Origin of the sequence: Pelagibacterium sp., assembly GCF_035555455.1 — a bacterium.
GTDB lineage: Bacteria > Pseudomonadota > Alphaproteobacteria > Rhizobiales > Devosiaceae > Pelagibacterium.
The window spans coordinates 24,318-47,128 of sequence record NZ_DATMGM010000022.1; the positions used below are offsets into that span (position 1 = coordinate 24,318).

The 22,811-nt window shown below is 61.5% G+C and carries 20 protein-coding genes, 2 tRNA genes and 1 pseudogene; 20 read left to right on the forward strand and 3 right to left on the reverse strand.

Annotation, left to right across the window (positions count from 1 at the left end; translation table 11 throughout):
* The first annotated feature begins 11 nt into the window (after positions 1–11).
* From xylF to VNS12_RS03780, 6 genes are all read left to right on the forward strand, one after another.
* Positions 12–1,052, forward strand: coding sequence for a D-xylose ABC transporter substrate-binding protein (xylF, locus tag VNS12_RS03755; protein WP_325486507.1), 1,041 nt, complete (start codon positions 12–14; stop codon positions 1,050–1,052).
* 163 nt (positions 1,053–1,215) lie between these two features.
* Positions 1,216–2,529 carry a sugar ABC transporter permease gene (locus VNS12_RS03760; protein ID WP_325486508.1) on the forward strand — a complete coding sequence of 438 codons (1,314 nt, stop codon included), beginning with the start codon at positions 1,216–1,218 and terminating at the stop codon, positions 2,527–2,529.
* Positions 2,530–2,541: 12 nt separating this feature from the next.
* Positions 2,542–3,327, forward strand: coding sequence for an ATP-binding cassette domain-containing protein (locus VNS12_RS03765; RefSeq protein ID WP_325486509.1), 786 nt, complete (start codon positions 2,542–2,544; stop codon positions 3,325–3,327).
* A 64-nt stretch (positions 3,328–3,391) separates the two neighbouring features.
* Positions 3,392–4,519 (forward strand): S-(hydroxymethyl)glutathione dehydrogenase/class III alcohol dehydrogenase, encoded by a 1,128-nt coding sequence (locus VNS12_RS03770; protein WP_325486510.1) that lies wholly within the window; start codon positions 3,392–3,394, stop codon positions 4,517–4,519.
* Entirely contained in the window at positions 4,516–4,974 is a 459-nt protein-coding gene (locus tag VNS12_RS03775; protein ID WP_325486551.1) for a YaiI/YqxD family protein, read from the forward strand. Before VNS12_RS03770 ends, VNS12_RS03775 begins: the two co-directional genes overlap by 4 nt.
* 156 nt (positions 4,975–5,130) lie before the next feature.
* A complete protein-coding gene (locus VNS12_RS03780) occupies positions 5,131–6,009 on the forward strand; it encodes a polysaccharide deacetylase family protein (RefSeq protein ID WP_325486511.1) in 879 nt (292 codons plus the stop codon).
* Between the two features lie 14 nt (positions 6,010–6,023).
* Here VNS12_RS03780 and rlmB read toward each other — a convergent pair whose 3' ends face one another.
* Positions 6,024–6,773: a 23S rRNA (guanosine(2251)-2'-O)-methyltransferase RlmB gene (gene rlmB, locus VNS12_RS03785; protein ID WP_325486512.1), complete on the reverse strand. Its 750-nt coding sequence runs from the start codon at positions 6,771–6,773 to the stop codon at positions 6,024–6,026.
* A 180-nt stretch (positions 6,774–6,953) separates the two neighbouring features.
* Between rlmB and VNS12_RS03790 the strand changes: the two genes are divergently transcribed.
* From VNS12_RS03790 to VNS12_RS03800, 3 genes and pseudogenes are all read left to right on the forward strand, one after another.
* Positions 6,954–7,038 (forward strand) — tRNA-Tyr (locus tag VNS12_RS03790).
* 70 nt (positions 7,039–7,108) lie between these two features.
* Positions 7,109–7,182: transfer RNA gene (locus VNS12_RS03795), tRNA-Gly, on the forward strand.
* A 166-nt stretch (positions 7,183–7,348) separates the two neighbouring features.
* Positions 7,349–7,441, forward strand: a pseudogene (locus VNS12_RS03800) (IS66 family transposase); the annotation flags it as partial.
* Positions 7,442–7,502: 61 nt separating this feature from the next.
* On the opposite strand, the gene VNS12_RS03805 reads toward VNS12_RS03800, so the two are convergent.
* Positions 7,503–8,660 (reverse strand): pyridoxal-phosphate-dependent aminotransferase family protein, encoded by a 1,158-nt coding sequence (locus tag VNS12_RS03805; RefSeq protein WP_325486513.1) that lies wholly within the window; start codon positions 8,658–8,660, stop codon positions 7,503–7,505.
* A gap of 126 nt (positions 8,661–8,786) precedes the next feature.
* Here VNS12_RS03805 and VNS12_RS03810 point away from each other — a divergent pair, with 126 nt between their 5' ends.
* From VNS12_RS03810 to VNS12_RS03855, 10 genes are all read left to right on the forward strand, one after another.
* A complete protein-coding gene (locus VNS12_RS03810) occupies positions 8,787–9,509 on the forward strand; it encodes a GntR family transcriptional regulator (RefSeq protein ID WP_325486514.1) in 723 nt (240 codons plus the stop codon).
* A 149-nt stretch (positions 9,510–9,658) separates the two neighbouring features.
* Positions 9,659–10,798, forward strand: coding sequence for an NAD(P)/FAD-dependent oxidoreductase (locus tag VNS12_RS03815; protein ID WP_325486515.1), 1,140 nt, complete (start codon positions 9,659–9,661; stop codon positions 10,796–10,798).
* Positions 10,795–11,787: an ABC transporter ATP-binding protein gene (locus VNS12_RS03820; RefSeq protein WP_325486516.1), complete on the forward strand. Its 993-nt coding sequence runs from the start codon at positions 10,795–10,797 to the stop codon at positions 11,785–11,787. Before VNS12_RS03815 ends, VNS12_RS03820 begins: the two co-directional genes overlap by 4 nt.
* On the forward strand, positions 11,784–12,905 hold the full coding sequence (locus tag VNS12_RS03825) for an ABC transporter ATP-binding protein (RefSeq protein ID WP_325486517.1): 1,122 nt from the start codon (positions 11,784–11,786) through the stop codon (positions 12,903–12,905). The genes VNS12_RS03820 and VNS12_RS03825 overlap by 4 nt, the downstream gene beginning before the upstream one ends.
* 55 nt (positions 12,906–12,960) lie before the next feature.
* Positions 12,961–14,457 (forward strand): ABC transporter substrate-binding protein, encoded by a 1,497-nt coding sequence (locus VNS12_RS03830; protein WP_325486518.1) that lies wholly within the window; start codon positions 12,961–12,963, stop codon positions 14,455–14,457.
* A gap of 20 nt (positions 14,458–14,477) precedes the next feature.
* Complete coding sequence (locus VNS12_RS03835; protein WP_414693056.1) at positions 14,478–15,464, forward strand: ABC transporter permease; 987 nt, start codon at positions 14,478–14,480, stop codon at positions 15,462–15,464.
* Positions 15,461–16,330 carry an ABC transporter permease gene (locus VNS12_RS03840; RefSeq protein ID WP_325486519.1) on the forward strand — a complete coding sequence of 290 codons (870 nt, stop codon included), beginning with the start codon at positions 15,461–15,463 and terminating at the stop codon, positions 16,328–16,330. Before VNS12_RS03835 ends, VNS12_RS03840 begins: the two co-directional genes overlap by 4 nt.
* 19 nt (positions 16,331–16,349) lie before the next feature.
* A complete protein-coding gene (locus tag VNS12_RS03845) occupies positions 16,350–17,735 on the forward strand; it encodes a M20/M25/M40 family metallo-hydrolase (protein ID WP_325486520.1) in 1,386 nt (461 codons plus the stop codon).
* Between the two features lie 13 nt (positions 17,736–17,748).
* Positions 17,749–18,864 (forward strand): NAD(P)/FAD-dependent oxidoreductase, encoded by a 1,116-nt coding sequence (locus VNS12_RS03850; RefSeq protein ID WP_325486521.1) that lies wholly within the window; start codon positions 17,749–17,751, stop codon positions 18,862–18,864.
* 13 nt (positions 18,865–18,877) lie between these two features.
* A complete protein-coding gene (locus VNS12_RS03855) occupies positions 18,878–19,915 on the forward strand; it encodes an NAD/NADP octopine/nopaline dehydrogenase family protein (protein WP_325486522.1) in 1,038 nt (345 codons plus the stop codon).
* Positions 19,916–20,028: 113 nt separating this feature from the next.
* Here the strand turns inward: VNS12_RS03855 and VNS12_RS03860 are convergent, their stop codons facing one another.
* Positions 20,029–20,157: a hypothetical protein gene (locus VNS12_RS03860; RefSeq protein ID WP_325486523.1), complete on the reverse strand. Its 129-nt coding sequence runs from the start codon at positions 20,155–20,157 to the stop codon at positions 20,029–20,031.
* Positions 20,158–20,343: 186 nt separating this feature from the next.
* Between VNS12_RS03860 and ligD the strand changes: the two genes are divergently transcribed.
* Entirely contained in the window at positions 20,344–22,809 is a 2,466-nt protein-coding gene (ligD, locus tag VNS12_RS03865; protein ID WP_325486524.1) for a DNA ligase D, read from the forward strand.
* Positions 22,810–22,811: the final 2 nt, after the last annotated feature.

The following is a 22,811-nucleotide window of genomic DNA, read 5'->3' on the forward strand; positions in this document are numbered from 1 at the left end:
GGAGGAGAATCATGAAGAATCTTACATCTGTCCTATTGGGCACGACGGTGCTGTTCGGTCTCGTGGGGAGTGCCGTGGCGCAGGATTTCACGGTCGGTGTGTCGTGGTCGAACTTTCAGGAAGAACGCTGGAAGACCGACGAAGCGGCCATTCAGGCCAAGCTAGCGGAACTGGGGGCGAGCTATATCTCGGCTGACGCGCAGTCTTCGGCCTCCAAGCAACTCACCGATATCGAAAGCCTGATCGCCCAGGGCGCGGACGCCCTGATCGTGCTGGCTCAGGATTCCGATGCCATCCAGCCGGCGATCTCGGCGGCGGTAGCGGAAGGCATTCCGGTGGTGGGCTATGACCGGCTGATCGAAAATCCCGATGCGTTCTACATCACCTTCGACAACAAGGGCGTGGGGCGGTTGCAGGCGGAGGCGGTCTATGCGGTTCAGCCCACGGGCAATTACGTGTTCATCAAGGGCTCCAGTGCCGACCCCAATGCGGACTTCCTGTTCGAGGGCCAAATGGAGGTGCTTCAGGACGCCATCGATGCCGGCGATATCGTCAATGTGGGCGAAGCCTACACCGATGGCTGGCTGCCCGAAAATGCCCAGGCGAACATGGAGCAGTTCCTGACCGCTAACAATAATGAGGTCGATGCGGTGGTGGCATCCAATGACGGCACCGCGGGCGGGGCGATTGCCGCGCTGGCCGCACAGGGACTGGACGGGGCCGTGCCCGTTTCGGGGCAGGACGGCGACCATGCCGCCCTCAACCGCATTGCGCTCGGGACACAGACCGTTTCGGTCTGGAAGGATTCGCGTGAACTCGGCGCCAAGGCGGCGGAAATCGCTATCGACCTGGCCAATGGGGCCGCACTCGCCGACATCAACGGCGCGGTGATGTTCGATGGCGGGCCGAACGGGGTGGCGATGACGTCCTATTTCCTCGCGCCGGTCGCGATCACCCAGGACAATCTCGATATCGTCATCGATGCGGGATGGGTGAGCAAGGACGTGGTGTGTCAGGGGGTGGCCGCGGGAACGGTCGCAGCCTGCAACTGACGCGAGGACGGACTTCGGAGCGTCGGCTTATCGCTGGCGCTCCAGACTTTGACCCAAGGGCATCGGCCATCCGAACGCGGCGCGAGCTGCGTGGGTCCGATGCCCGGTTACAGCCGTCGCGGCACCGGTGGGGCGCCGCGACATCAATCCTTCGGGGGGAGCGATGGCTGAACAAAATACAATAGAGTCATCCAGCACGCCTGGCTTTATCGCCGGCTCGCCCATCCAGCGGTTCCTGAGCGCGACGGAAATCGACACGCGCCTTGTTGGCATGATCGGTGCGCTGCTCCTGATCTGGATGGGATTTCATTTTCTGTCGGGCGGACTGTTCATGACGCCCAGAAACCTGTGGAACCTGTCGGTTCAAACCGCCTCGATCTCGATCATGGCGACGGGCATGGTTCTGGTGATCGTCACGCGCAATATCGACCTGTCGGTCGGGTCACTGCTCGGCATCATCGCCATGGTGATGGGGGTGATGCAGGCGGAATATCTGCCGGGGATGCTCGGGTTCGGCCATCCGCTGATCTGGGCCATCGCGCTGGCGGTGGGGATCGTGTGCGGGGTGGCCATCGGCGCGTTGCAGGGCGCGATCATCGCCTATCTGCGGGTTCCGGCGTTCATCGTGACGCTCGGCGGCTATCTGGTGTGGCGTGGGGCGGCATGGTGGGTCACCTCGGGCCGGACGGTGGCGCCGCTCGACTCGCGCTTCCGCCTCATGGGTGGAGGGCCGGAAGGAGCAGTGGGAGCGACGGTGAGCTGGATTCTGGCCATTGTGGCGTGTCTGGGGATCGGGGCCTATCTAATCTATGCGCGCGGGCAGCGGCATCGGTTCAGTTTTCAACAGCGCCCACTATGGGCCGAAGCCTTGCTGGCGGCGCTGGGGTGCGGGGCGGTGATCGGCGCGGTACTGGTGTTCAACGCCTATCCCTGGCCGGTGCGCATCGCGCAAAACTATGCCAATGCGCATAACATTCCCATTCCCGACGGCGGGCTGTTCATCTCGCACGGCATCGCCATCCCGGTGCTGCTGGCAGTGGCCGTTGGGGTGGTGATGACCTTCATCGCCACGCGGACACGCTTCGGGCGGTATGTGTTCGCCATGGGCGGCAACCCGGAGGCGGCGGACCTGGCCGGGATCAATACCCGCTGGGTGACGGTCAAGATTTTCATGCTGCTTGGCGGGCTGTGCGCGATTGCCGCCGCGATCTCGTCGGCACGGCTCAATGCCGCCACCAACGCCATGGGCACGCTGGATGAGCTCTATGTGATTGCCGCTGCGGTGATCGGTGGTACATCGCTATCGGGCGGGGTGGGAACGATCGTCGGGGCCATGATCGGGGCGCTGGTCATGCAGTCGCTGCAATCGGGGATGGTGCTGATGGGGCTCGACAGTCCGCTGCAATCGATTGTGGTCGGCATCGTGCTGGTGGTCGCGGTCTGGCTCGACACGCTCTATCGCAACCGGGCGCAGTGAGGATTTGGGCAGATGAACCAACACATGCAAACTCCGCTCGTCGAGCTCGATGATATCTCCATCGCGTTTGGGGGAATTCGTGCCGTCGATGGCGCGTCTCTCGATCTTTATCCGGGCGAGGTGGTGGGCCTGCTCGGGCATAATGGTGCGGGCAAGTCGACGCTGATCAAGATTCTCTCGGGCGCCTACAAGCGCGATTCGGGGGCAATCCGTATCGATGGCGAGGACGCGACCATCAACAACCCGCGCGACGCCAAGGCCTATGGCATCGAGACCATCTACCAGACACTGGCAGTGGCCGATAATGTGGACGCGGCGGCCAATCTGTTTCTGGGCCGCGAACTGGTGACCGCGATCGGAACGCTCGACGATGTGGCCATGGAGGCCAAGGCGCGCGAGGTGATGGGGCGGCTCAATCCCAATTTCCGCCGGTTCAAGGAGCCGGTGAAGGCGTTGTCCGGAGGGCAGCGGCAGTCGGTGGCGATTGCCCGGGCGATCCTGTTCAACGCGCGCATCCTGATCATGGATGAGCCGACAGCCGCGCTGGGGCCGCAGGAAACAGCACAGGTGGGCGACCTGATCCGACAGCTCAAATCGGAAGGGATCGGGATTTTCCTGATCAGCCACGATATCCATGATGTGTTCGACCTGGCTGACCGGGTTTGCGTGATGAAGAACGGGCAGGTGGTGGGAATCGCCAGAACCGCAGACGTCACCAAGGACGAGGTTCTGGGCATGATCATCATGGGCAAATGTCCACCGGGAGCCATCCCGGGGCCGGGGGCGATGAAAGCCTAGAGCGTTGCCCTTGTCGATGCGCTTGTGCCACCTTGGCCCGAACGCAGAATCGATGAGGCTCACAATGAAGACACGCGCCGCAGTAGCTTTCGAGGCAGGACAGCCTCTTGAGATCGTGGAACTCGACCTGGAAGGGCCAAAGGCCGGTGAAGTTCTGGTTGAAATCAAGGCGACAGGCATCTGCCATACCGATGATTTCACCTTGTCCGGCGCGGACCCGGAGGGCCTGTTTCCTGCCATTCTCGGGCATGAAGGTGCGGGCGTCGTCGTTGAGGTCGGACCGGGGGTAACCAGCGTTGCGCCGGGGGATCACGTGATCCCGCTTTACACGCCGGAGTGCCGCGAATGCCCGTCCTGTCTGTCACGCAAGACCAATTTGTGCACCGCCATCCGCGCGACGCAGGGACAAGGCCTGATGCCGGATGGCACGAGCCGGTTCTCGTATAAGGGCAGGCCGATATATCACTATATGGGCTGCTCGACCTTCTCGAACTATTCGGTGATGCCGGAAATCGCGGTCGCCAAGATCGATCCCAAGGCTCCGTTCGACAAGGTCTGCTATGTGGGCTGTGGTGTGACGACCGGCGTAGGGGCCGTGTTCAACACGGCACAGGTGGAGCAGGGCGCGACTGCCGTGGTGTTCGGCCTGGGCGGGATCGGCCTCAATGTCATTCAGGGCCTCAAGCTGGCCGGTGCCGACATGATCATCGGTGTCGATCTCAACAACGCCAAGCGCGAATGGGGCGAACGGTTCGGGATGACCCATTTCGTCAACCCGAGGGAAATCGACGGCGATATCGTCCAGCATCTCGTCAACATGACCAAGCGCGGGGCCGACCAGATCGGTGGGGCGGACTATACGTTCGACTGCACCGGCAATGTCACCGTCATGCGCCAGGCGCTGGAAGCGAGCCACCGCGGGTGGGGCAAGTCGGTGGTGATCGGCGTTGCGGGCGCGGGGCAGGAAATTTCGACCCGGCCTTTCCAACTGGTCACCGGACGCCACTGGATGGGGTCGGCTTTTGGCGGGGCAAGAGGCCGGACCGACGTTCCCAAGATCGTCGATTGGTACATGTCGGGAAAGATCGAGATCGATCCGATGATCACGCATACGCTGCGCCTCGAAGACATCAACAAGGGCTTTGAGTTGATGCGTTCGGGTGAGTCGATTCGCTCGGTGGTGCTCTTCTGAGCGTGCCCCAGATCTACGTTGACGCGGACGCTTGTCCGGTCAAGGACGAGGTGGTGAGGGTTGCGCAACGGCACGGATTGGCGGTGACTTTCGTCGCCAATTTCGGCCTGCGCCCCTCGCGTGATCCCATGATTCGCAATGTGATGGTGTCGCAAGGCGCGGACGTGGCGGATGACTGGATTGCGGACAATGCCGGGGCGAATGATATCGTCGTGACGGCGGATATTCCGCTGGCGGCGCGGGTTCTGGACAAGGGCGCGCACGCCCTTGGGCCGACCGGACGCCCGTTTACACCGGATTCGATCGGCATGGCGCTGGCCATGCGGGACCTCAACCAGCACCTGCGTGAAACCGGCGAAAGCCGGGGGTTTAACAAGGAATTTTCGGGCCGCGACCGGTCCGCATTCCTCCAGACCCTGGACCAGCTTGTGGTGCGCGTTCTGCGGGCCACATAGAGCGGTTTCGGCTTTAACGATCGGAACAGGCCAGTATGCATATGCCACCCGACACTGTGTGCAAGTAACTGCTCGTTAAGTATAAATCTGTGCGGACGGAAGGGATTGTTAACCATAATCGCAGCACCTTGAGCCACGGCAGTAGGGCCTGGTCGGGTGAGCGTAGTGTTACGAAGCGTTGGCGTGTTGGCAGTGGCGGTGCTGGTTTTGGCGGGCTGTGCAAAACCGCCGGAAATGCGGGAAAGCCTGCTGGGTACGGCTTCCATCGATTCCCTTACCACGGGGGCAACGGCGCCCCGGGCGACGTTCAGGTCGTCGTATCAGCCGATGCCCGGGATTGCGAACGCACAGCTTTCGGGGCGGACCGTTACGGTAGGGGCGACGGAACAGATTGTCCTGCGGCCGGGCGAGGTGGTTCTCACATTCGATGACGGACCGCGCCCCGGAACGACCGATTCCATCCTGGCGACGCTCGATCAGTTCGGGGTGAAGGCGACCTTCCTGATGCTGGGGTCGTCGGCCGAACGCCACCCGGCGCTGGTGCGCAAGGTTGCCGAGCACGGCCACACGATTGGCACCCATACCTACGACCACGTGGACCTGTCCAAGCTCGATCTTCCCGAGGCCGTTGCGGAAATCTATGCAGGCCAGCAGGCGGTGGCGGCAGCGCTGGCTCCCGCAGAGCGTGCGCCCTCGCGGTTTTTCCGCTTCCCCTATCTGGCCCAGACCGGCCTGATCCGGACCAGTGCGGTGGACAGCCGGTTCATCGTCCTCGATGTCGATATCGATTCAAAGGACTATTACAAGGAAACGGCGGAGCAGGTACTGGAGCGAACGCTGGCCCGGCTGGACGCACGGGGAGGGGGAATCATCCTGTTTCACGACATCCATCTGCGAACGGCAGAGCTGTTGCCGGAGTTTCTGACCGCGTTGCGTGAGCGCAATTACAGCGTGGTGGGGCTGCGCTCGACCGGTGGCGGGGTGTTCGACATGCCGGTGGTGATCGCTGAAGGTCCGTCAGCGGACCTGATCTGAGAGGAAAAGCCTTTCTAAGATGTCGTCGCCGCGAAAAGCGCGATGGCGGCAGCGTTGGACACATTGAGCGATTTGATTGGGCCGGGCATGTCGAGCCGGACCATTTCGTCGCAAAGCGAGCGGGTTTTCTGACGCAGACCCTTGCCTTCGGCACCGAGCACGATCGCCAGCTTGCCACCGGCGGCGCGAGGGCGCAGCAGGCCGTCGGCTTCAGAATCAAAACCCAGACACAGCATGCCCCGGGCCTTGAGCGTTTCGAGCGTCTGGCCAAGATTGCGCACCGAAACCAGCGGAATCAGATCAAGCGCGCCGGACGCGGATTTTGCCATGACACCCGTTTCGCGCGGGGCGTAGCGGGCAGTGGTGATGACCGCATCGGCACCGAAGGCGCAGGCCGTGCGCAGAATCGCCCCGACATTATGCGGATCGGTGACCTGATCGAGAACGATGACCAGATCGAGCTTTTTCAGATCATCGAGCCCGAACCGGTCGACGGGATCGACTTCCAGCGCGACACCCTGATGCACGGCGTCGGCGCCCAGCAGCCGGTCAAGCTCACGGGGGGTGATTTCCTCGATTGGAAGTTTGGGCAAGGCCCCATCTTCGGCCAGCCGGTTCAGTCCGTTGGGCGTGGCCAGCAGACGCCTTCGCACCCGGCGCGGATTATCGAGCGCGGCGCGGACGGTGTGCAGACCATAGAGAAAGACCGGCCCGTCATCACTGACGGAGGGGCGCTTTCGGGGCGGAAATTTGTTCTTGCTCATGGAGAATTGCGTATCGTTTTGTCGCGCGCGCGGCAAGTCGTCTCGACATTGGGGAAAGATGTGTAATTTCCTTTAGATGGCAGTTGACATAGGCCGTTGCTACCACCATAAACCGGGCCGTGATGGCGGATCGGCAACGAACGCGATCACGACGCCTCGCTTCGCCGATGTCACGATTGGGGAGGGGTGGGAGAGTGGTTAAATCCATCAGACTGTAAATCTGACCGCTTAGCGTACGCTGGTTCGAATCCAGCCCCCTCCACCAAAATCGTGATTTGCCTTAAGGCCATCGGGCGAAGACAAGGGACTGGACCAGATGGATCCAGCACCCTCGGGCGGGTGTAGCTCAATGGTAGAGCAGAAGCCTTCCAAGCTTACGACGAGGGTTCGATTCCCTTCACCCGCTCCAGCCCACCCACCAAGGGTTTCGGGCTATTTTGAAGCCCCAGAATAAAACGCGGTTTTGCACCAAGTTTTACACACTATGGTCCCTTTTTGGCTTCTTCTGTCTGATGATCGCTGCCTGCCTTCGTGCATATCGGCGCCCGCGATATAGAATTTCGTTGCGGCGTGTGATCGAGATCGACCCCAACATCGTTGAACGCGCAATCCGTCCGCAGACCATCACGCGCAAAAATGCGCTCTTTGCAGGCTCCGATGGTGGCGGTAGGCGATTAAAAAGCCGGACAGTTTTTTCGGCTGTCCGGCGCAGTCAGGGGAGAGGAAAAGCTAGAGCAGGCTCATTGCAGCCTGGAGGCCGCCTTGAGCGTGGGGGATCTGGAGGTTTCGCAGCCCCATTTCGATGCCGGAGAGGGTCGCCATCAGGGTCAGTTCGTTGCACTGGCCCAAATGCCCGATCCGGAATACGCGACCTTTGACGCGGCCCAGACCCTGGCCGAGGGACAGGTTGTATTTGGAAAGCACATGGTGGCGGAAGGCGTCGGAATCGTGGCCTTCGGGCATGATGACCGCGGTGAGCACGGATGAGTGCGCCGCCTCATTCTCGCAGAGGATTTCGAGGTTCCAGGCCTTGACGGCGGCGCGCGTGGCGGCTGCAAGGCGATCGAGCCGGGCAAAGACGTTGTCGAGACCTTCTTCCTCCAGAAGCATGATGACTTCGCGCAGGCCATAAAGGAGATTGGTCGCCGGGGTGTAGGGGAAATAGCCGGTCTTGTTGAAGGCGAGCATCTCGCGCCAGTCCCAATAGGACCGGACTGAACCACCGTTTTCGGCCGCTTCGATTGCCCTGGGCGACAAAGCGATGAAGGACAGGCCGGGAGGCAGCATCAGACCTTTTTGTGAGGAGGTGATCGTTACATCCGCCCCCCAGCCATCGTGCTCATAGGGCAAGGCGCCGAGCGAGGAGATAGCATCGACCAGTAGCAGGGCCGGATGTCCTTCGGCGTCGATCGCCTCGCGGATGGCTTTGATCGGGCTGACGACGCCTGTGGAGGTTTCGTTGTGAACGACCATCACCGCCTTGATCTTGTGGTCGGTATCGGCGGCCAATCGGGCCCGTATGGCTTCGGGGTCGGCCCAATTGCGCCAGTTGCCGGGGATATGGTCGGCCTCGATGCCCCATTTTTGGGTCAAGGCACGCCACTGGGAGGCAAAATGGCCGGTTTCGACAGTGAGGACCGTATCCCCGGCGGCGAGCAGATTGACCACCGCTGATTCCCAGGCTCCAGTTCCCGAGCCGGGGAAGATCAGCACAGGGTGCCGGGTGCGGAAGATGCGTTTGATGCCGGTAAGGACGGTCTGTGCGAGGTCGGCGAATTCGGGGCCCCTGTGGTCGATGACGGGCATGCTGATCGCGCGGAGGACGCGGTCGGGGACGGTGCTGGGGCCGGGAATCTGCAGGAAATGTTGGCCAAAATGCTGAGTCATCGTATGTCCGGTCCTTGCGTAAGAAATGGAGCCAGTTTGTATTCATTCCTAAAAAACAACAAGAGTTTTGAATTCAATATTGGCGATGCTATAATCGGGCGGTATTTTTGGGGAGAAGCGACGGCGATGGCGAGTGGTGAGGAAGAGGTGAGTGACCTGATCGCTCTGGAGCCGGTGAACGGCGCGAGCGGTTCACTGCATGACGAAATCCTGGTCGGCTTGCGCCGCTATCTCGTCGAGGGCAATCTTGCCGATGGCGCCCGCATTCCGGAGCGCCTGCTGTGCGAGACGATGGGGGTGTCGCGGACGCCCCTGCGAGAAGCGCTCAAGGTGCTGGCGGCGGAAGGGCTGGTCGAGCTGTTGCCGAATCGCGGCGCCCGGGTGAGAGCGTTCACCGAAAGCGATATCCGCGAGCTGTTCGAGGTGATGGGCGGACTGGATGCCCTGGCCGGCCGGCTGGCCTGCGAACGTATCACCGATGCCGAGATTGCTGAGGTTGAGCGGCTGCATTACGATATGTATGCCAGCTATATGCAGCGCGATCTGCCAGCTTATTTCGCGCTCAATCAGAAAATCCACCTGGCGATTGTGGCGGCCGCACGGAACTCGGTTCTGTCGTCGACCTATGCCAATTTCTCCAGTCGGTTGCAGCGCGTGCGCTACTATGCCAACCGCGAAAATCACAAGGATCGCTGGGGGGAGGCCATGCGTGAGCATGAGCATATTCTCAACGCCCTGCAACGCCGGGCAGGACTGGAGTTGAGCGACATCCTGTTCCGCCATCTGCAGAACAAGCGGGTCGCGGCCCAGCGCTATCTGGACGATCATGCGTCGGATGCAGAGGTCTGAATAGGGCCAGGTCCAGCGCGTCGCACCGGAATTCGATCTCTTCGGTATCCCATCATGCGGCAATAATTGTATTCACATGCGCGATTTCCTCTTGAGTTGAATTCAATATTGGGCATGCTGTCCCTCCTAATGCATTCTGGTGAGGGGACATGAAGGCGATCGTCGTAGGCGGAGGGGTTATCGGAGCAGCGGTGGCGTACCGGCTGGCGCAGGCCGGCACGGATGTGACGCTGGTCGATTCCGGCCGCCTCGCCGAAGGCACATCGCTCACGAGTTTCGCCTGGGTGAGCGCCTGCGAAAAAATCGACTCCGACAGCTATTATCGGCTCAGCCTCGCGGCGGTGGAGGCCCATGCCGATCTCGTTGCCGAATTCGGCAGCGAGGGCAATTGGTACAAGCGTCCCGGCGTCATCCAGTGGCTGGATGCCGGTTATGAAGGGCTGGCGCTGAGCGATAGCCCGCTGGAGCAGAAACTGGCGCGGCTCGCAGCCCTTGGCTATCCGGCAGACCTGATCGGACCGGACGATCTGGCGCGGATCGAACCAAACCTGCGGCGCGACGCGCTGGGGCCCGACGGACAGGCGATCCATTACCCGCAAGACGGATATGTCGAAGCGCCGATCATGATTGGGACGCTTGTCGAAGCGGCCATGAAGCGTTTTGGGCTTGAGTTGCGTACACACACACCGGTGCGCCGCCTGATCGTCACCAACGGTCGCGCCACCGGGGTCGAAACGGCGAACGGTGAGATTTTGTCGGGCGATGTGGTCGTCAACTGCGCCGGGTGCTGGGCCAATTCCGTGGTGGGGGATCCGGCGCTGGAAATTCCTCTTGCCCCGACGCTGGGGCTGATTGCCTATACGCAAGCCGTCGGAACCTCGCTGAGCAAGATCTTGCGCACGCCAAATCTCAATGTGAGGGCCGATGGGGGCGGGCGGTTGCTGTTGCGGGCCAACGATCTCGATGAGACGCTGACCGAAACGGATGTGCCGCATCCCGAGCATCCAGCGGCGGTGGAACTGGCGCGGCGGCTCGGCGATCTGGTGCCAGCGCTGGCCGGGATCGGCGCTGAAGCCGTGCGCATTGCGACGCGTCCGATTCCCGCTGGCGGGCTGCCCTGCGTCGGCACGCTTCCCGGTCTCGACAATTACTGGGTGGCCGTCACTCATGGCGGCATCAACACCAGTGCCTTCATCGGTACGGCCCTGCGGGATGAAATCCTCGATGGCCGCGCTGCCCCTGAATATGCGCCCTATCGGCCCGATCGTTTTTTCAAGGCGGCTGCATGACCACGCAAGAACCGCTTCTCAGTGTCGAGCATTTTTCGCTCAGCTTCGGTGGAAGCAAAACCAACCTCATCGACGATATTTCCTTCACGGTCACGCCGGGCAAGACGCTGTGTCTTGTCGGGGAATCCGGATGCGGAAAGAGTGTCACCTCTCTGGCTCTGATGGGATTGCTGGCGAAAGGCGCAGCGCGCATCACGCAGGGTGAGGCTAATTTCGACGGCCAGAATCTGTTTGCGCTGCCCGAGCGCAGCCGGGCGGATTTGCGCGGCAACGATATGGCTATGATCTTTCAGGAGCCGATGACCTCGCTCAATCCGTCGATGACCATCGGGCGGCAGATCGTTGAAGGTATCCGGCGGCACAAGGCGGTTTCAGCCGAAGACGCAGAGGCGCGGGCGCTCGAAATGCTCAGCCTTGTGCGCATTCCTGCTCCGGAAAAGCGCTTTCACGCCTACCCGCACCAGCTTTCGGGCGGCATGCGCCAGCGGGCCATGATTGCCATGGCGCTGGCCAATGAGCCGCGACTGCTGATTGCCGACGAGCCGACAACGGCGCTCGACGTGACCATTCAGGCCCAGATTCTGGCGCTGGTGAGCCGGCTTCAGGCTGAGACGGGCACGGCGATGATCCTGATTACCCACGATCTGAGCGTGGTGGCGGAAGTCGCTGACGATGTTGCGGTGATGTATGCCGGGCGGATTGTCGAAATGGGCTCGGTCGACGATATTTTTTCCGACCCGCAGCACCCCTATACGCTCGGATTGTTCGGTTCGGTGCCCTCGGTGGGCAAGCGCAGCGGTACGCTGGCGACTATCGAAGGGTCGGTGCCGCCGCTTGAACTCATGCCGCGCGGATGCCGGTTTGCCACGCGGTGCCCGTTCGCCGATGAGCGGTGCTTCAACGAGGTTCCCCCCAACTACGAGCCGAGGGAAGGCCACCGCGTTGCGTGCTGGTACGCCCCGCTCGAAGAGCATGTGAGCGTGGTATGAGCACGGGTCCGGATAACGTTCACGACATCATTCTCGAAGCGCGTGGCATTACCAAGCGCTTTGGCCAGCCTGCTAATTTCATGCGTCCCTCTACGCTGGTGCATGCAGTGAGCGCGGTGTCGCTCGCTGTAAGGCGGGGCGAAACGCTGGCGATTGTGGGAGAATCGGGCTGCGGCAAGTCCACGCTCGGACGTCTGCTCCTGCGGCTGGTCGAGCCGACTTCGGGCACCGTTCATTATGAGGGGCAAGAGATCACGGCGCTGGGACAGCGGAAGATGCGCGCGCTGCGCCGTGAATTGCAGATCATCTTTCAGGACCCGTTCGCTTCGCTCAATCCGCGTATGACCGTGCGTCAGATTCTCGCCGAGCCGATCCGCCTGCACAAGCTGGCGGCGGGCAAGGATGTCGAGGATCGCGTCGATCAGCTGATGCGGACGGTTGGATTGCGGGCCGACTGGAGCGATCGTTATGTGCACGAATTTTCCGGCGGCCAGCGTCAGCGTATCGGCATTGCCCGTGCACTGGCTGGCGACCCCAAGCTGGTGATCGGCGACGAGCCGGTTTCGGCGCTGGACGTTTCGATCCAGGCCCAGGTCGTCAATCTGCTTGGCGAACTCAAGGATGATTTCGGGCTGACACTGGTGATCGTGGCGCATGATCTGGCTGTCATTCGCCATATGAGCGACCGTGTCGCGGTGATGTATCTGGGCGAGGTCGTGGAACTGGCCGCTGCCGATGACATCTACGACGCGCCGCTCCATCCCTATACCTCGGCCTTGTTGCAGGCGATCCCGGTGTCTGATCCGGCGGAGCGGGGGCAGCGCCAATTGCTGCAAGGCGATCTGCCCAGCCCCACCGCGCCGCCATCGGGCTGCCGGTTCCATACACGCTGTCCGCACGCCAAGCCGCGCTGCAGCCAGGAGCACCCGGCGCTTGAAGCCGTGGGCGATGGCCGTCACGTGGCCTGCCACTTCTGGCGGGAAATCCAGTCAGCCGGGGTCAGTGCGCCCGCCGCTTCGGCACGCCGCGAGAAACTCAACCTGCGCCTCGGCCTCTATCGCGCCAAGCAGGCGGAGAAAAAACAGACCCGCTTACCTGAATTGAGCGGATCAAAATAATTTCCGGGGGAGGCCGCACCGGCTGCCGGAGACAACGCAAAAGGAGAGACCCAATATGAAAAAAATAGTGATGAGCGTCATGCTCGCCGCGATGACGGGGGCGAGCGCTGTTTCGGCGGCCGACCTCAACGTCGCCATGCAGGACGATCCCGATATCCTCGACCCCCATCGCGGCAACACCTTCGTCGGTCGCATGGTGTTCGGTCCGATGTGCGATGCGTTGTTTGATATCGACACGGCACTCAATATCGTGCCGCGTCTGGTCGCTGACTGGTCCTGGTCGGACGATGAAACGGTTCTGACCATGAACCTGCGCGATGATGCGCTGTTTCATGACGGCACCAAGGTCGATGGCGAGGCGGTCAAGGCCAACCTCGAACGCGGCCTGAACCTGCCCGAGAGCAACCGCAAGGCAGAGCTGGCCTCGATCGCTTCGATCGACGTGCTCGGTGAAACGCAGGTCGCCATTACGCTCAAGGCCCCTGACGCAGCGTTCCTGGCCAATCTGACCGATCGTGCGGGCATGCTGGTTTCGCCGGCAAGCTTTGACACTGCCGGTGAAGGCGGACTGGTTTGCGCCGGTCCCTACAAGCTCGCCGAGCGTGTCCAGAATGACCGCATTGTCATGGAAAAGTTCGACGATCACTGGGAAGCGGACAATTACCACTTCGACCGCGTGATTTATCGCCCCATCCCCGACACGACCGTACGTCTGGCCAATCTGCAGTCTGGTGACCTCGACATCATCGAGCGCCCGGCACCCTCCGATATGGCAGCGATCGAAGCCGATGACAGCCTTGTCTTCGACATCGTCTCGGGTCTTGGTTTTTATGGCATCAACTTCAACATGGGCAATGGCGAGCGCTCGCAGAACCCGATCAACCAGGATGCGCGTCTGCGTGAAGCGCTGAACCTGACCATTGATCGCAACGTGCTCAACGACGTGCTGGGCATGGGCACCTATCCCCCCGCCTATCAGCCCTTCTCGTCGGCTTCCTGGGCCTACAACCCCGAGTTTGACGGTGGTGGACGCGATATCGAGCGGGCCAAGGAACTGATGGCCGAAGCCGGTCATGAGAGTGTTTCGTTCGAAATCCTCTATGCCAACAACACCGCCATGCAGTCGCTGTTTGAACTGGTGCAGGCGATGGCCAGCGAAGCGGGCTTCAATATTTCGCTGCGTCCGACCGAATTCGCTGCCTACGTCGCTGAACGCGAAGAGGGCAAGTTTGACGCCAGCCAGTTCGGCGCATCGGGTCGGATCGATCCCGATGGGAACTTCCACCGCTATCTGGCGTGCGGCAGTGCCGGCAACGTCGGTCATTACTGCAATGATGAACTGACCGACCTGCTCAACCAGGCCCGTGTCATCAACAATGTCGAAGAGCGCAAGGCGCTGTACGACCAGGCTCAGCGGATCGCTGTTGAAGACCTTCCTGCGCTGTATTTCTACTACACCCCCCGCACTTGGGGCTACAGCGCCAACCTGGATGGCTTCGTGTCCTACCCTGACGGCGTTCTGCGCCTGAGTGGTCTCAAGCCCAAAAACTAATCGCAAAAGGCAGGCGGCGGATGGTCCGCCGCCTGCCCGTTCAGGAAAGCTTCGCCGCAGTGCTTAAACTTATCGTCAGACGCATTCTCGTCGCCTTGCCGACCCTGATCATCCTGTCGGTGATCATTTTCGGTTTGCAGCGTCTGCTGCCCGGCGATCCCATCCAGACGATGATGGCCGAGCAGTCGGACCCGGAGGTCATTGAGATCCTGCGGGAAAAATATCGCCTCAACGATCCTTTGCCGATTCAGTATCTGGCGTGGGTCGGCAACGTGCTGCAGGGTGATTTCGGCAGTTCGCTGCGCACGGGCTTGCCGGTGACCGAGATCATCCTGCAAAAGCTGCCGATCACCGTGCAACTGGCCACCATGGCCATGATCATGGCGATGATGGTTGGCATTCCAGCGGGTATTCTGGCCGCCGTACATAAGAATTCCATGATTGATTACGCCGCCAATGCGGTGGCCCTGTCAGGCATGTCGGTGCCCAATTTCTGGCTCGGAATCATCATGATCATGATTTTTGCTGTGAGCTGGAAAGTGCTGCCAGCCTCGGGCTATGTCCCGATCACCCAGGATTTCTGGTTGTCCATCAAGAGCATGTTGATGCCCGCATTCGTGCTGTCGACGGCGGTGGCTGCCTATCTGATGCGCCATACCCGCAGCGCCATGCTGAGCGTTCTGAGCTCGGACTATATCCGTACGGCGCGGGCCAAGGGCCTGCTGAGCAAGACGGTTATTATCCGTCATGCGTTGCGCAATGCGCTGATGCCGATTGTGACCCTGGCCACGCTGCTGTTTGGCGATCTGCTTGCCGGGGCTGTGCTGACCGAGCAGATCTTTGTCATTCCCGGGTTTGGCAAGCTCATCGTCGATGCGGTTTTTACCCGCGACTATGCCGTGGTCCAGGGCGTCGTGCTGTTCACCGCCATCGGTTTCATCGCCATGAACATTCTGGCTGATGTGCTTTACATCGTCATCAATCCGCGCCTGAGGCATCCCCAATGACTACGGTTGTACAGACCGAAATGGTCGCGCCGCGCCGTCGCTTTCGCGGGCTGCGCAAGCTGGCGCGCAATCGCGGGGCGTTGTTTGGCGCCGCCATCGTGCTGTTTTTTGTAATGCTGGCGGTGTTCGCGCCCCTCATTGCGCCATATGATCCCTTTTTCTCGTCCTTTACCAATGTGCGCAAACCGCCTTCAGCCGAGTTCCTTCTGGGAACAGACGAAATCGGGCGCGATATTTTCAGCCGCCTGCTCTACGGTGCCCGCGCCTCGTTGATGGCAGGCGTCGTGTCCGTGGCCATCGCATTGGGGCTGGGCGTTCCGCTGGGTTTGATTGCCGGGTATTTCGGCGGCCTCATCGATGGTGCGATCTCGCGGGTGGTCGAGGCGTTGCTGGCCATCCCGTCACTGATCCTTGCCATTGCGCTGGCAGCAACGCTTGGGCCCAGCCTGATGAACGCCATGCTGGCGATCGGTATCGCGGCGACCCCGATTTTCGTGCGTCTGACGCGCGGGCAGGTACTTGCCGTCAAAACAGAAGATTATGTGGAAGGCGCCCGAGCCATCGGGCTACCGAACGGCCTGACCATCGTGCGCTACATCCTGCCCAATGTGCTCTCGCCGATTGTGGTGCAGGCAACCATTACCATCGCGACGGCGATCATTGCCGAAGCGAGCCTGTCGTTTCTCGGACTGGGCCAGCAGCCACCAAACCCTTCCTGGGGCTCGATGCTCAATACGGCCAAGAATTTCATGACCCAGGCTCCCTGGATGTCGATCTTTCCAGGCGGAGCCATCTTTCTCGTCGTGTTGGGGTTCAATTTGCTGGGCGATGGCCTTCGCGATGCGCTCGACCCGCGCGATAACTGACCAAAATTAGGAGTATGCGATGTCCCAGCGAGTAGCCGACCATCTGGGCGGACAACTGGACGCCATTATCGACAGGCTCGGACAGTATGTAGCCTGCGCCAGCGTCAGTGCCGATCCGGCATTTGAGCCGGGCATGGCCGCAGCGCGCGAATTTCTGATCAAGCGCTTTACAGAGATCGGGCTGGAGAACGTCCAATTGCTCGATGGCGGCGGCCACAAGGCTGTGTATGCGGACTGGCTGCACGCGCCGGGAAAGCCGACGCTGCTGGTCTATGGCCACTATGATGTGCAGCCGCCCGATCCGCTGTCGGCCTGGGAAACAGAGCCGTTCGTTCTGACCCGCAAGGGTGACCGTATTTACGGGCGCGGTGCGTCTGACAACAAAGGCTCCTCGACGATCGCGATCGAGAGCCTTGCGGCCTATCTCGCCATCGAGGGTGAGTTTCCGTTCAACGTTCGTTGCCTGTTCGAGGGTGAAGAAGAGGTGGGGGCGGTCTCGCTGCCCGCCATCTTCGAGCGCTATCGCGACCTGCTGCAGGCCGATCTCGTGCTGTCTGCCGATGGCGGGCGCAACGGATTCTGGCCGGCGATCAATGTGGGCTGTCGCGGTGTCAATGCGCTGGAAGTGACGCTCAAGACGTCTGCGGTGCGCGATCTGCATTCGGGGCGTTATGGTGGCACCACACGCAACGCGCTGCATGATATGGCGCGCCTGTTGGCCTCGCTCCACGATGATGAGGGCACGGTTGTGGTCGAAGGGTTCCTTCCGGAAGCCGCCAAGCCGACCGAGCAGCAGCGCCAGCACGCTGCCGAGCTGAACCTCAACGAAGACGAGTTTTTCGCCTCATTTGGTGGCGTTGCCCACGGCTATCCCGAGTACACCGCCATCGAGCGGTTGACCCTGATGCCGACTGTGGAAATCAACGGCATGTGGGGCGGCTATACCGGGCCGGGCTCGAAAACCGTCATTCCCAACACAGCGCACGCCAAGATCACCATTCGTCTGGTGGCCGGGCAGGACCCGCAGGAAACGGCAAATGCCGTGATTGCCCATCTGCAAGCCCATGCGCCCAAGGGCACCAGCATCGAGATCCAGTCCGATCGCAATGGTGCGCCGGCCTATAGTCTCGATGAAGACAGCCCGCTGGTGGTGGCCGCCGATCGCGTGCTCCGCGAAGTGACGGGAGAAACGCCGGTGCGGGTGCGCAGTGGCGGCACCTCGCCGATCACCTCGACCATTCGCGAGCGGCTGGGCATCGATACCTTGATGTTCGGCTTCAGCCTGCCCGAAGACGGGGTGCACGCGCCCAATGAATCCTACGCCATCAACAGCATCAAGCAAGGCATCGTGTGCTGGCCGCTGATGCTGACCGAGTTGGGGCGTGTGTGGAATGAGAGCAAGTAAAAGGATTGCAACGATGAAAGCCATCGTTATCGGAGGCGGCGTCATCGGATCGTCGATCGCCTATCGCATGTCGGAAGCTGGTGCTGATGTGACGCTGGTGGAAGCCCGTCGCATTGGCGGCGGCACGTCGTCCACCAGCTATGCCTGGGTCAATGCCTGTGAAAAGCTGACGTCACGTGCCTATTTCGAGCTCAACTGGGCCGGGGTGAAAAGCCATCGCCGTCTTGCCGAAGAGTTCGAGGGATCGAACTGGCTGCACCGTCCGGGTGTGGTGCAGTGGCAAGGCGCAGGTGCCGAAGCCGCAGGCTTTGACGAGGGTGATTTCGACAAGCTCGAACGCCTCAAGGAGTGGGGCTATCCCGCCGAAAAGATCGACACGCAGACGCTGGCCGAGCTTGAGCCCGATGTCGACCTGTCGACGTTCAACCCGGAGGGGGCGATCTATTACCCGGAAGACGGCTGGCTCGATGGCCCGGTTTATGCCGGAGCCATGGTTGCGGCCGCTCGCCAGCGGTTTGGCCTCAAAGTGGTGTATGGGCAGGTGACGGAGCTTCTGACCCGCAATGGCGCGGCAGTCGGCGTAAAGCTGGCCAATGGTGAGACAATCGAAGCCGATACCGTCATCAACAGCTCGGGCCGTTGGGCCAATGAGGCCGTGGGCAACGCGGACCATGAACTGCCGCTGGCCCCGACTGTGGGGCTCATCGCCTATACGGTGAGCGGCGACACGAGCCTGCGCCACGGCCTGCGCACGCCGCTGGTCAATTGCCGACCGGATGGGGCTGGCCGCATCCTGTTGCGCGCCAACGATATCGACAAGACGCTGCCATTCGATACCGAAGCGGTGCCGTCCAACCCGGCGGCGCAGGAACTGCTCGACCGCGTCACGCAACTGATGCCGGCGCTCAAGGGCGTGCATGTGGAAGCCGTGCGGACCGCTATTCGCCCGATTCCGGCGGACGGATATTCCGCCATCGGACCGCACCCGGCTTTGTCGAACTACTATGTGACGGTGACCCATAGCGGTGTGACCATGGCGGCATTCATCGGTGAAGGCGTCACCGACGAGATCGTGCATGGCAAGAGCGTTTCGGAATTTGCCGAGTTCCGCTTGTCGCGGTTTTTCTAAGGAGTACCCCTCAATGCGGATCGCCATTTTGGGCGCGGGCGCTATCGCCCGTGCCAGCGCTGCCTATCTGTTGACGCGCGACCACACGCCGGTCATCTGGTCGCCTTCGGGCAAGGGCGCTGACGGGTATCGCGACACGCCGCTGGTGGTCGAAGGTGAGATTAGAGGAGACTTCCGCCCCGAGATCGCCGAAAGCGCAGCTGATGCCATTGCGGGCGCTGATCTGATCCTCGTGGCGCTGCCGGCCAATGGGCATAGGCTTGTCTATGATCACATCGCCCGCTCGGCGACGCCGGAGCAGCCAATCGTCATCAACGCCCAGCCGGTGCTTGCCGGTTATGCGCTTGAAGCGCGGCTGCGCGACGAGGGCAAAGCCAATCCGATCCTTGTCTGGGGCACCACTTTGCTGCGCTGCCGTGCGGTGGGGGCATCGGGCGTGCGGGTCAATACCATTCGCAAATCGGTGGATATGGCGATGTCGGCCTCGGGTACGGACGCGGCGGTGGCGCTGTGCCGGGCAGCCTTTGGCGATCATTTCGAGATGCGCCCGGATATGCTGTCGATCTCGCTGTCCAACATCAACCCGCAGGCGCATCTGGCGCTGGCGCTGGCCAACTTCACCCGCATGGAGCGCGGCGAGGCCTGGGGACAGAGCGAAAACCTTACCTCCGGCGTCGCCCGCTTTCTCGAAAAGCTCGATGGGGAACGGTTGGCGTTGGCGACGAAGCTCGGGCTGACGGTCCGCACCATGGCCGAGCATTATAATCGTACCTATGGTTTTGCTATCGCGCCACTGGAGACGATGGCCATCGCCATTCGCGCCGAGGGAGCCGGGCAGATGGGCCCGACAACCGAACAGAGCCGATATGTGCTTGAAGACGCGCCCTTCGGCCTTGCCCCGCTGATTAATCTTGGCCGCGCCGCGGGCGTCGACATGCCGCTGCACCACGCCGGCCTCACCATCCTCTCGACTCTCTACGGCCGCGATTTCGCGGAAGAAAACGACCTGGTCGGGGATGTGTCCGGGCTGGTTGGCAAGAGATTGGTTTAGGGAGAATGGATCGCCGCGATGGTGAGGCTATGCCAGATTCGTGCAGTGCGTGGTTATTTGCAATCACCTGATTAAACGCTGGCAGGGAGGCATGGCGGTCCGCTCTTTGCCCTCTATGGCGGCATGGAGGTGAGCGAGGCCAGGGGCGTGCATCCAGATAGCAGTGTTACCGGCACGTCGTCTGCCCAGGCGTTGATGATGTCCATGGCGGCGTTGGCAAGGCCCACATTGACGCGAACCATTGCTGCCTGAACTCTTCCGGTTACTGCCTCCGATCCGCCGTGCTGGAAAGCCAGGGGGGGAACCAGCCTGCACTCCAGAGAATTGATCAGCCAGAGAGCAAGCGACCGTAAAGGGAGCGCAATCTTGGTTGGATTGATGCCATGCAAGGGCTGGACAGGGTCGGTCCACAGATGGGTGCGGGTGACATGACCCGCGTTGACGATCTGCTGGCCGAGTATCGCGCCAAGCGCGACTTTTCGCGGACACAAGAACCTGCGGGCGAAAATCGGGCGGAGATCGGCAATGTTTTTGTTGTTCAAAAGCACGATGCGACGCGCCTGCATTACGACTTCCGACTGGAATACAAGGGCGTCCTCAAAAGCTGGGCCGTCACACGCGGGCCGAGCACCGACCCGGCGGACAAACGGCTCGCCGTACGCACCGAAGATCACCCGCTCGACTATGCAACCTTCGAAGGCACTATCCCTAAAGGGCAATATGGCGGAGGCACCGTCATGCTCTGGGACTTTGGCACGTGGGCACCGATCGAGGACCCGGAAGAAGGTTTCCGCACCGGCAAGCTGAAATTCCGGCTCGACGGCGAGCGGATGAAAGGCAATTGGGCGCTGATCCGCATGAAGCCCAGGCCGGGCGAAAAGCGCGAGAATTGGTTGTTGATCAAGGAAGTGGATGAGTATGCCACTTCCGAAAATGGCGCTGCCTTGCTCGACGCGGCAACCAGCGTCAGCACGGGCCGCAAGATGAAGGCGATCGCTGCGGGCAAGCCACCGGTGAAAAGAAAAAGCGCTGGCGTCCTGCCGCTGCCGGCCTTTGTGGAGCCGCAACTGACGACGCTGGTCGATAGGGTTCCCGGGGGTGAGAACTGGCTGTTCGAGATGAAGTATGACGGCTATCGCTGTCTGGCGGCGATCTCCGGCAACACCGTCCGGCTCTACACGCGCTCCGGGCTCGACTGGACCGAAAAGTTCGCGCCACTGGTGCTGCCGCTGGCGCAACTGACCGGATCGAGCGTGCTTCTGGATGGCGAAGTTTGCGCATTTAATGCGGATGGGAGGGGGGGATTTTCGGTGTTGAAAACGCACCTGTCGGAGGGGGGGCCGTTGGTGTTTTTTGTGTTCGACATGCTGGAGCAGGGGGGGAAGTCTATTCGGGACAAGCCGTTAGTGGAACGCAAGGCGTTGCTCAGGGGGGTGTTGGGGACGCGAAAACGCGATGATCCTATCCAATATTCGCCCGATATTGCCGGCAACGGGGCGCAAGTTTTCGAAACAATTTGCAAAAATGGCCATGAAGGGATCATCGCCAAGGCGCCGGATGCACCGTATCGGTCGGGACGGAGCGGCGACTGGCTCAAGATCAAATGCACGCTGCGGCAGGAATTTGTCATCGTCGGCTGGTCGCCATCAAAAAAGCGACCCGGGGTGTTTGCCTCGCTGCTGCTGGCGACCCAGGAGGACGGAAAGCTCGTCTATCGGGGGCGGGTCGGCACCGGATTTTCCGAAGCGGTGCGCGCCGAGTTGCAAAGCATGCTCGAAGCCGACCGCCGCAAGACAGCACCGCTCGGAGGAGTGCCCGTCGCGATGGCCAAGGACGCCCAATGGGTCTCGCCCAGGCATCTGGCGGAAATTGCCTATACGGAGGTGACCCCGGACGGAGCGTTGCGCCATCCCTCGTTTCTGGGCCTGCGCGAGGACAAACGGGCAACGGGAATTGCGCTGGAAAAACCGGCGGGGCTGAAAGGAGGCGCCATGACGCTGCGCGACGAAGACGGCATTGCAGCTGCCAAACAGGCAGGCGTGAAGCTGAGCAGTCCCGACAAGGTTCTCTATCCTGAACAGGGCATAACCAAGGCCAGGCTGGCGGCCTATTACGCGGCTGTTGCCGATACGATGATGCCGTTCATCGCCGACCGACCCCTCAGTCTGGTGCGCTGTCCTGCCGGGCGAACCGGACAATGCTTCTTTCAAAAGCACGATACCGGGGGCTTCACACAGGGGATGGACACGGTGGCGATCCGGGAGAAGGACGGCAGCACGGACAAGTATTTCACGCTCAATAATCTTGGTGGGCTGTTGGCCGGGGTTCAGATGGGGGTGCTGGAATTCCACATCTGGGGTTCGCGCCGCGATGCCATCGAAAAGCCCGACCGCATCGTGTTCGATATCGATCCCGACGAAGGGCTGGATTTTGCCGAAGTCAAGGCGGCGGCGCGCGATATCAGGGACAAGCTCGGCGAGCGGGGGCTGACGAGTTTTCCGTTGGTCACAGGCGGCAAGGGCATCCATGTGGTCGTCCCCATTACGCGCCGTTTCCAATGGCCGGACATCAAGACGTTCGCGGCAGGGTTCGCGCGGCAATTGGCCGAAGATGAACCGGAGCGGTTTACGGCGACGCTGTCCAAAAAAGCGCGCGAAGGGCGGCTATTCATCGACTATCTGCGCAATGAACGCGGATCGACCGCAATCGCGCCGTTCTCGACACGGGCGCGGGAAGGCGCGCCTGTCGCGGTTCCGGTGGACTGGGACGAGATCGAGGGCCTTGCGGCGGCCAATGTGTTTTCGCTCGACGCGGCAATCGAGCGGGCAGGCAGCGCCTTCTGGTCGGGCTATGCGAAAACGCGGCAGTCCTTGCGCAAGGATCAGCTGGAGTAGGG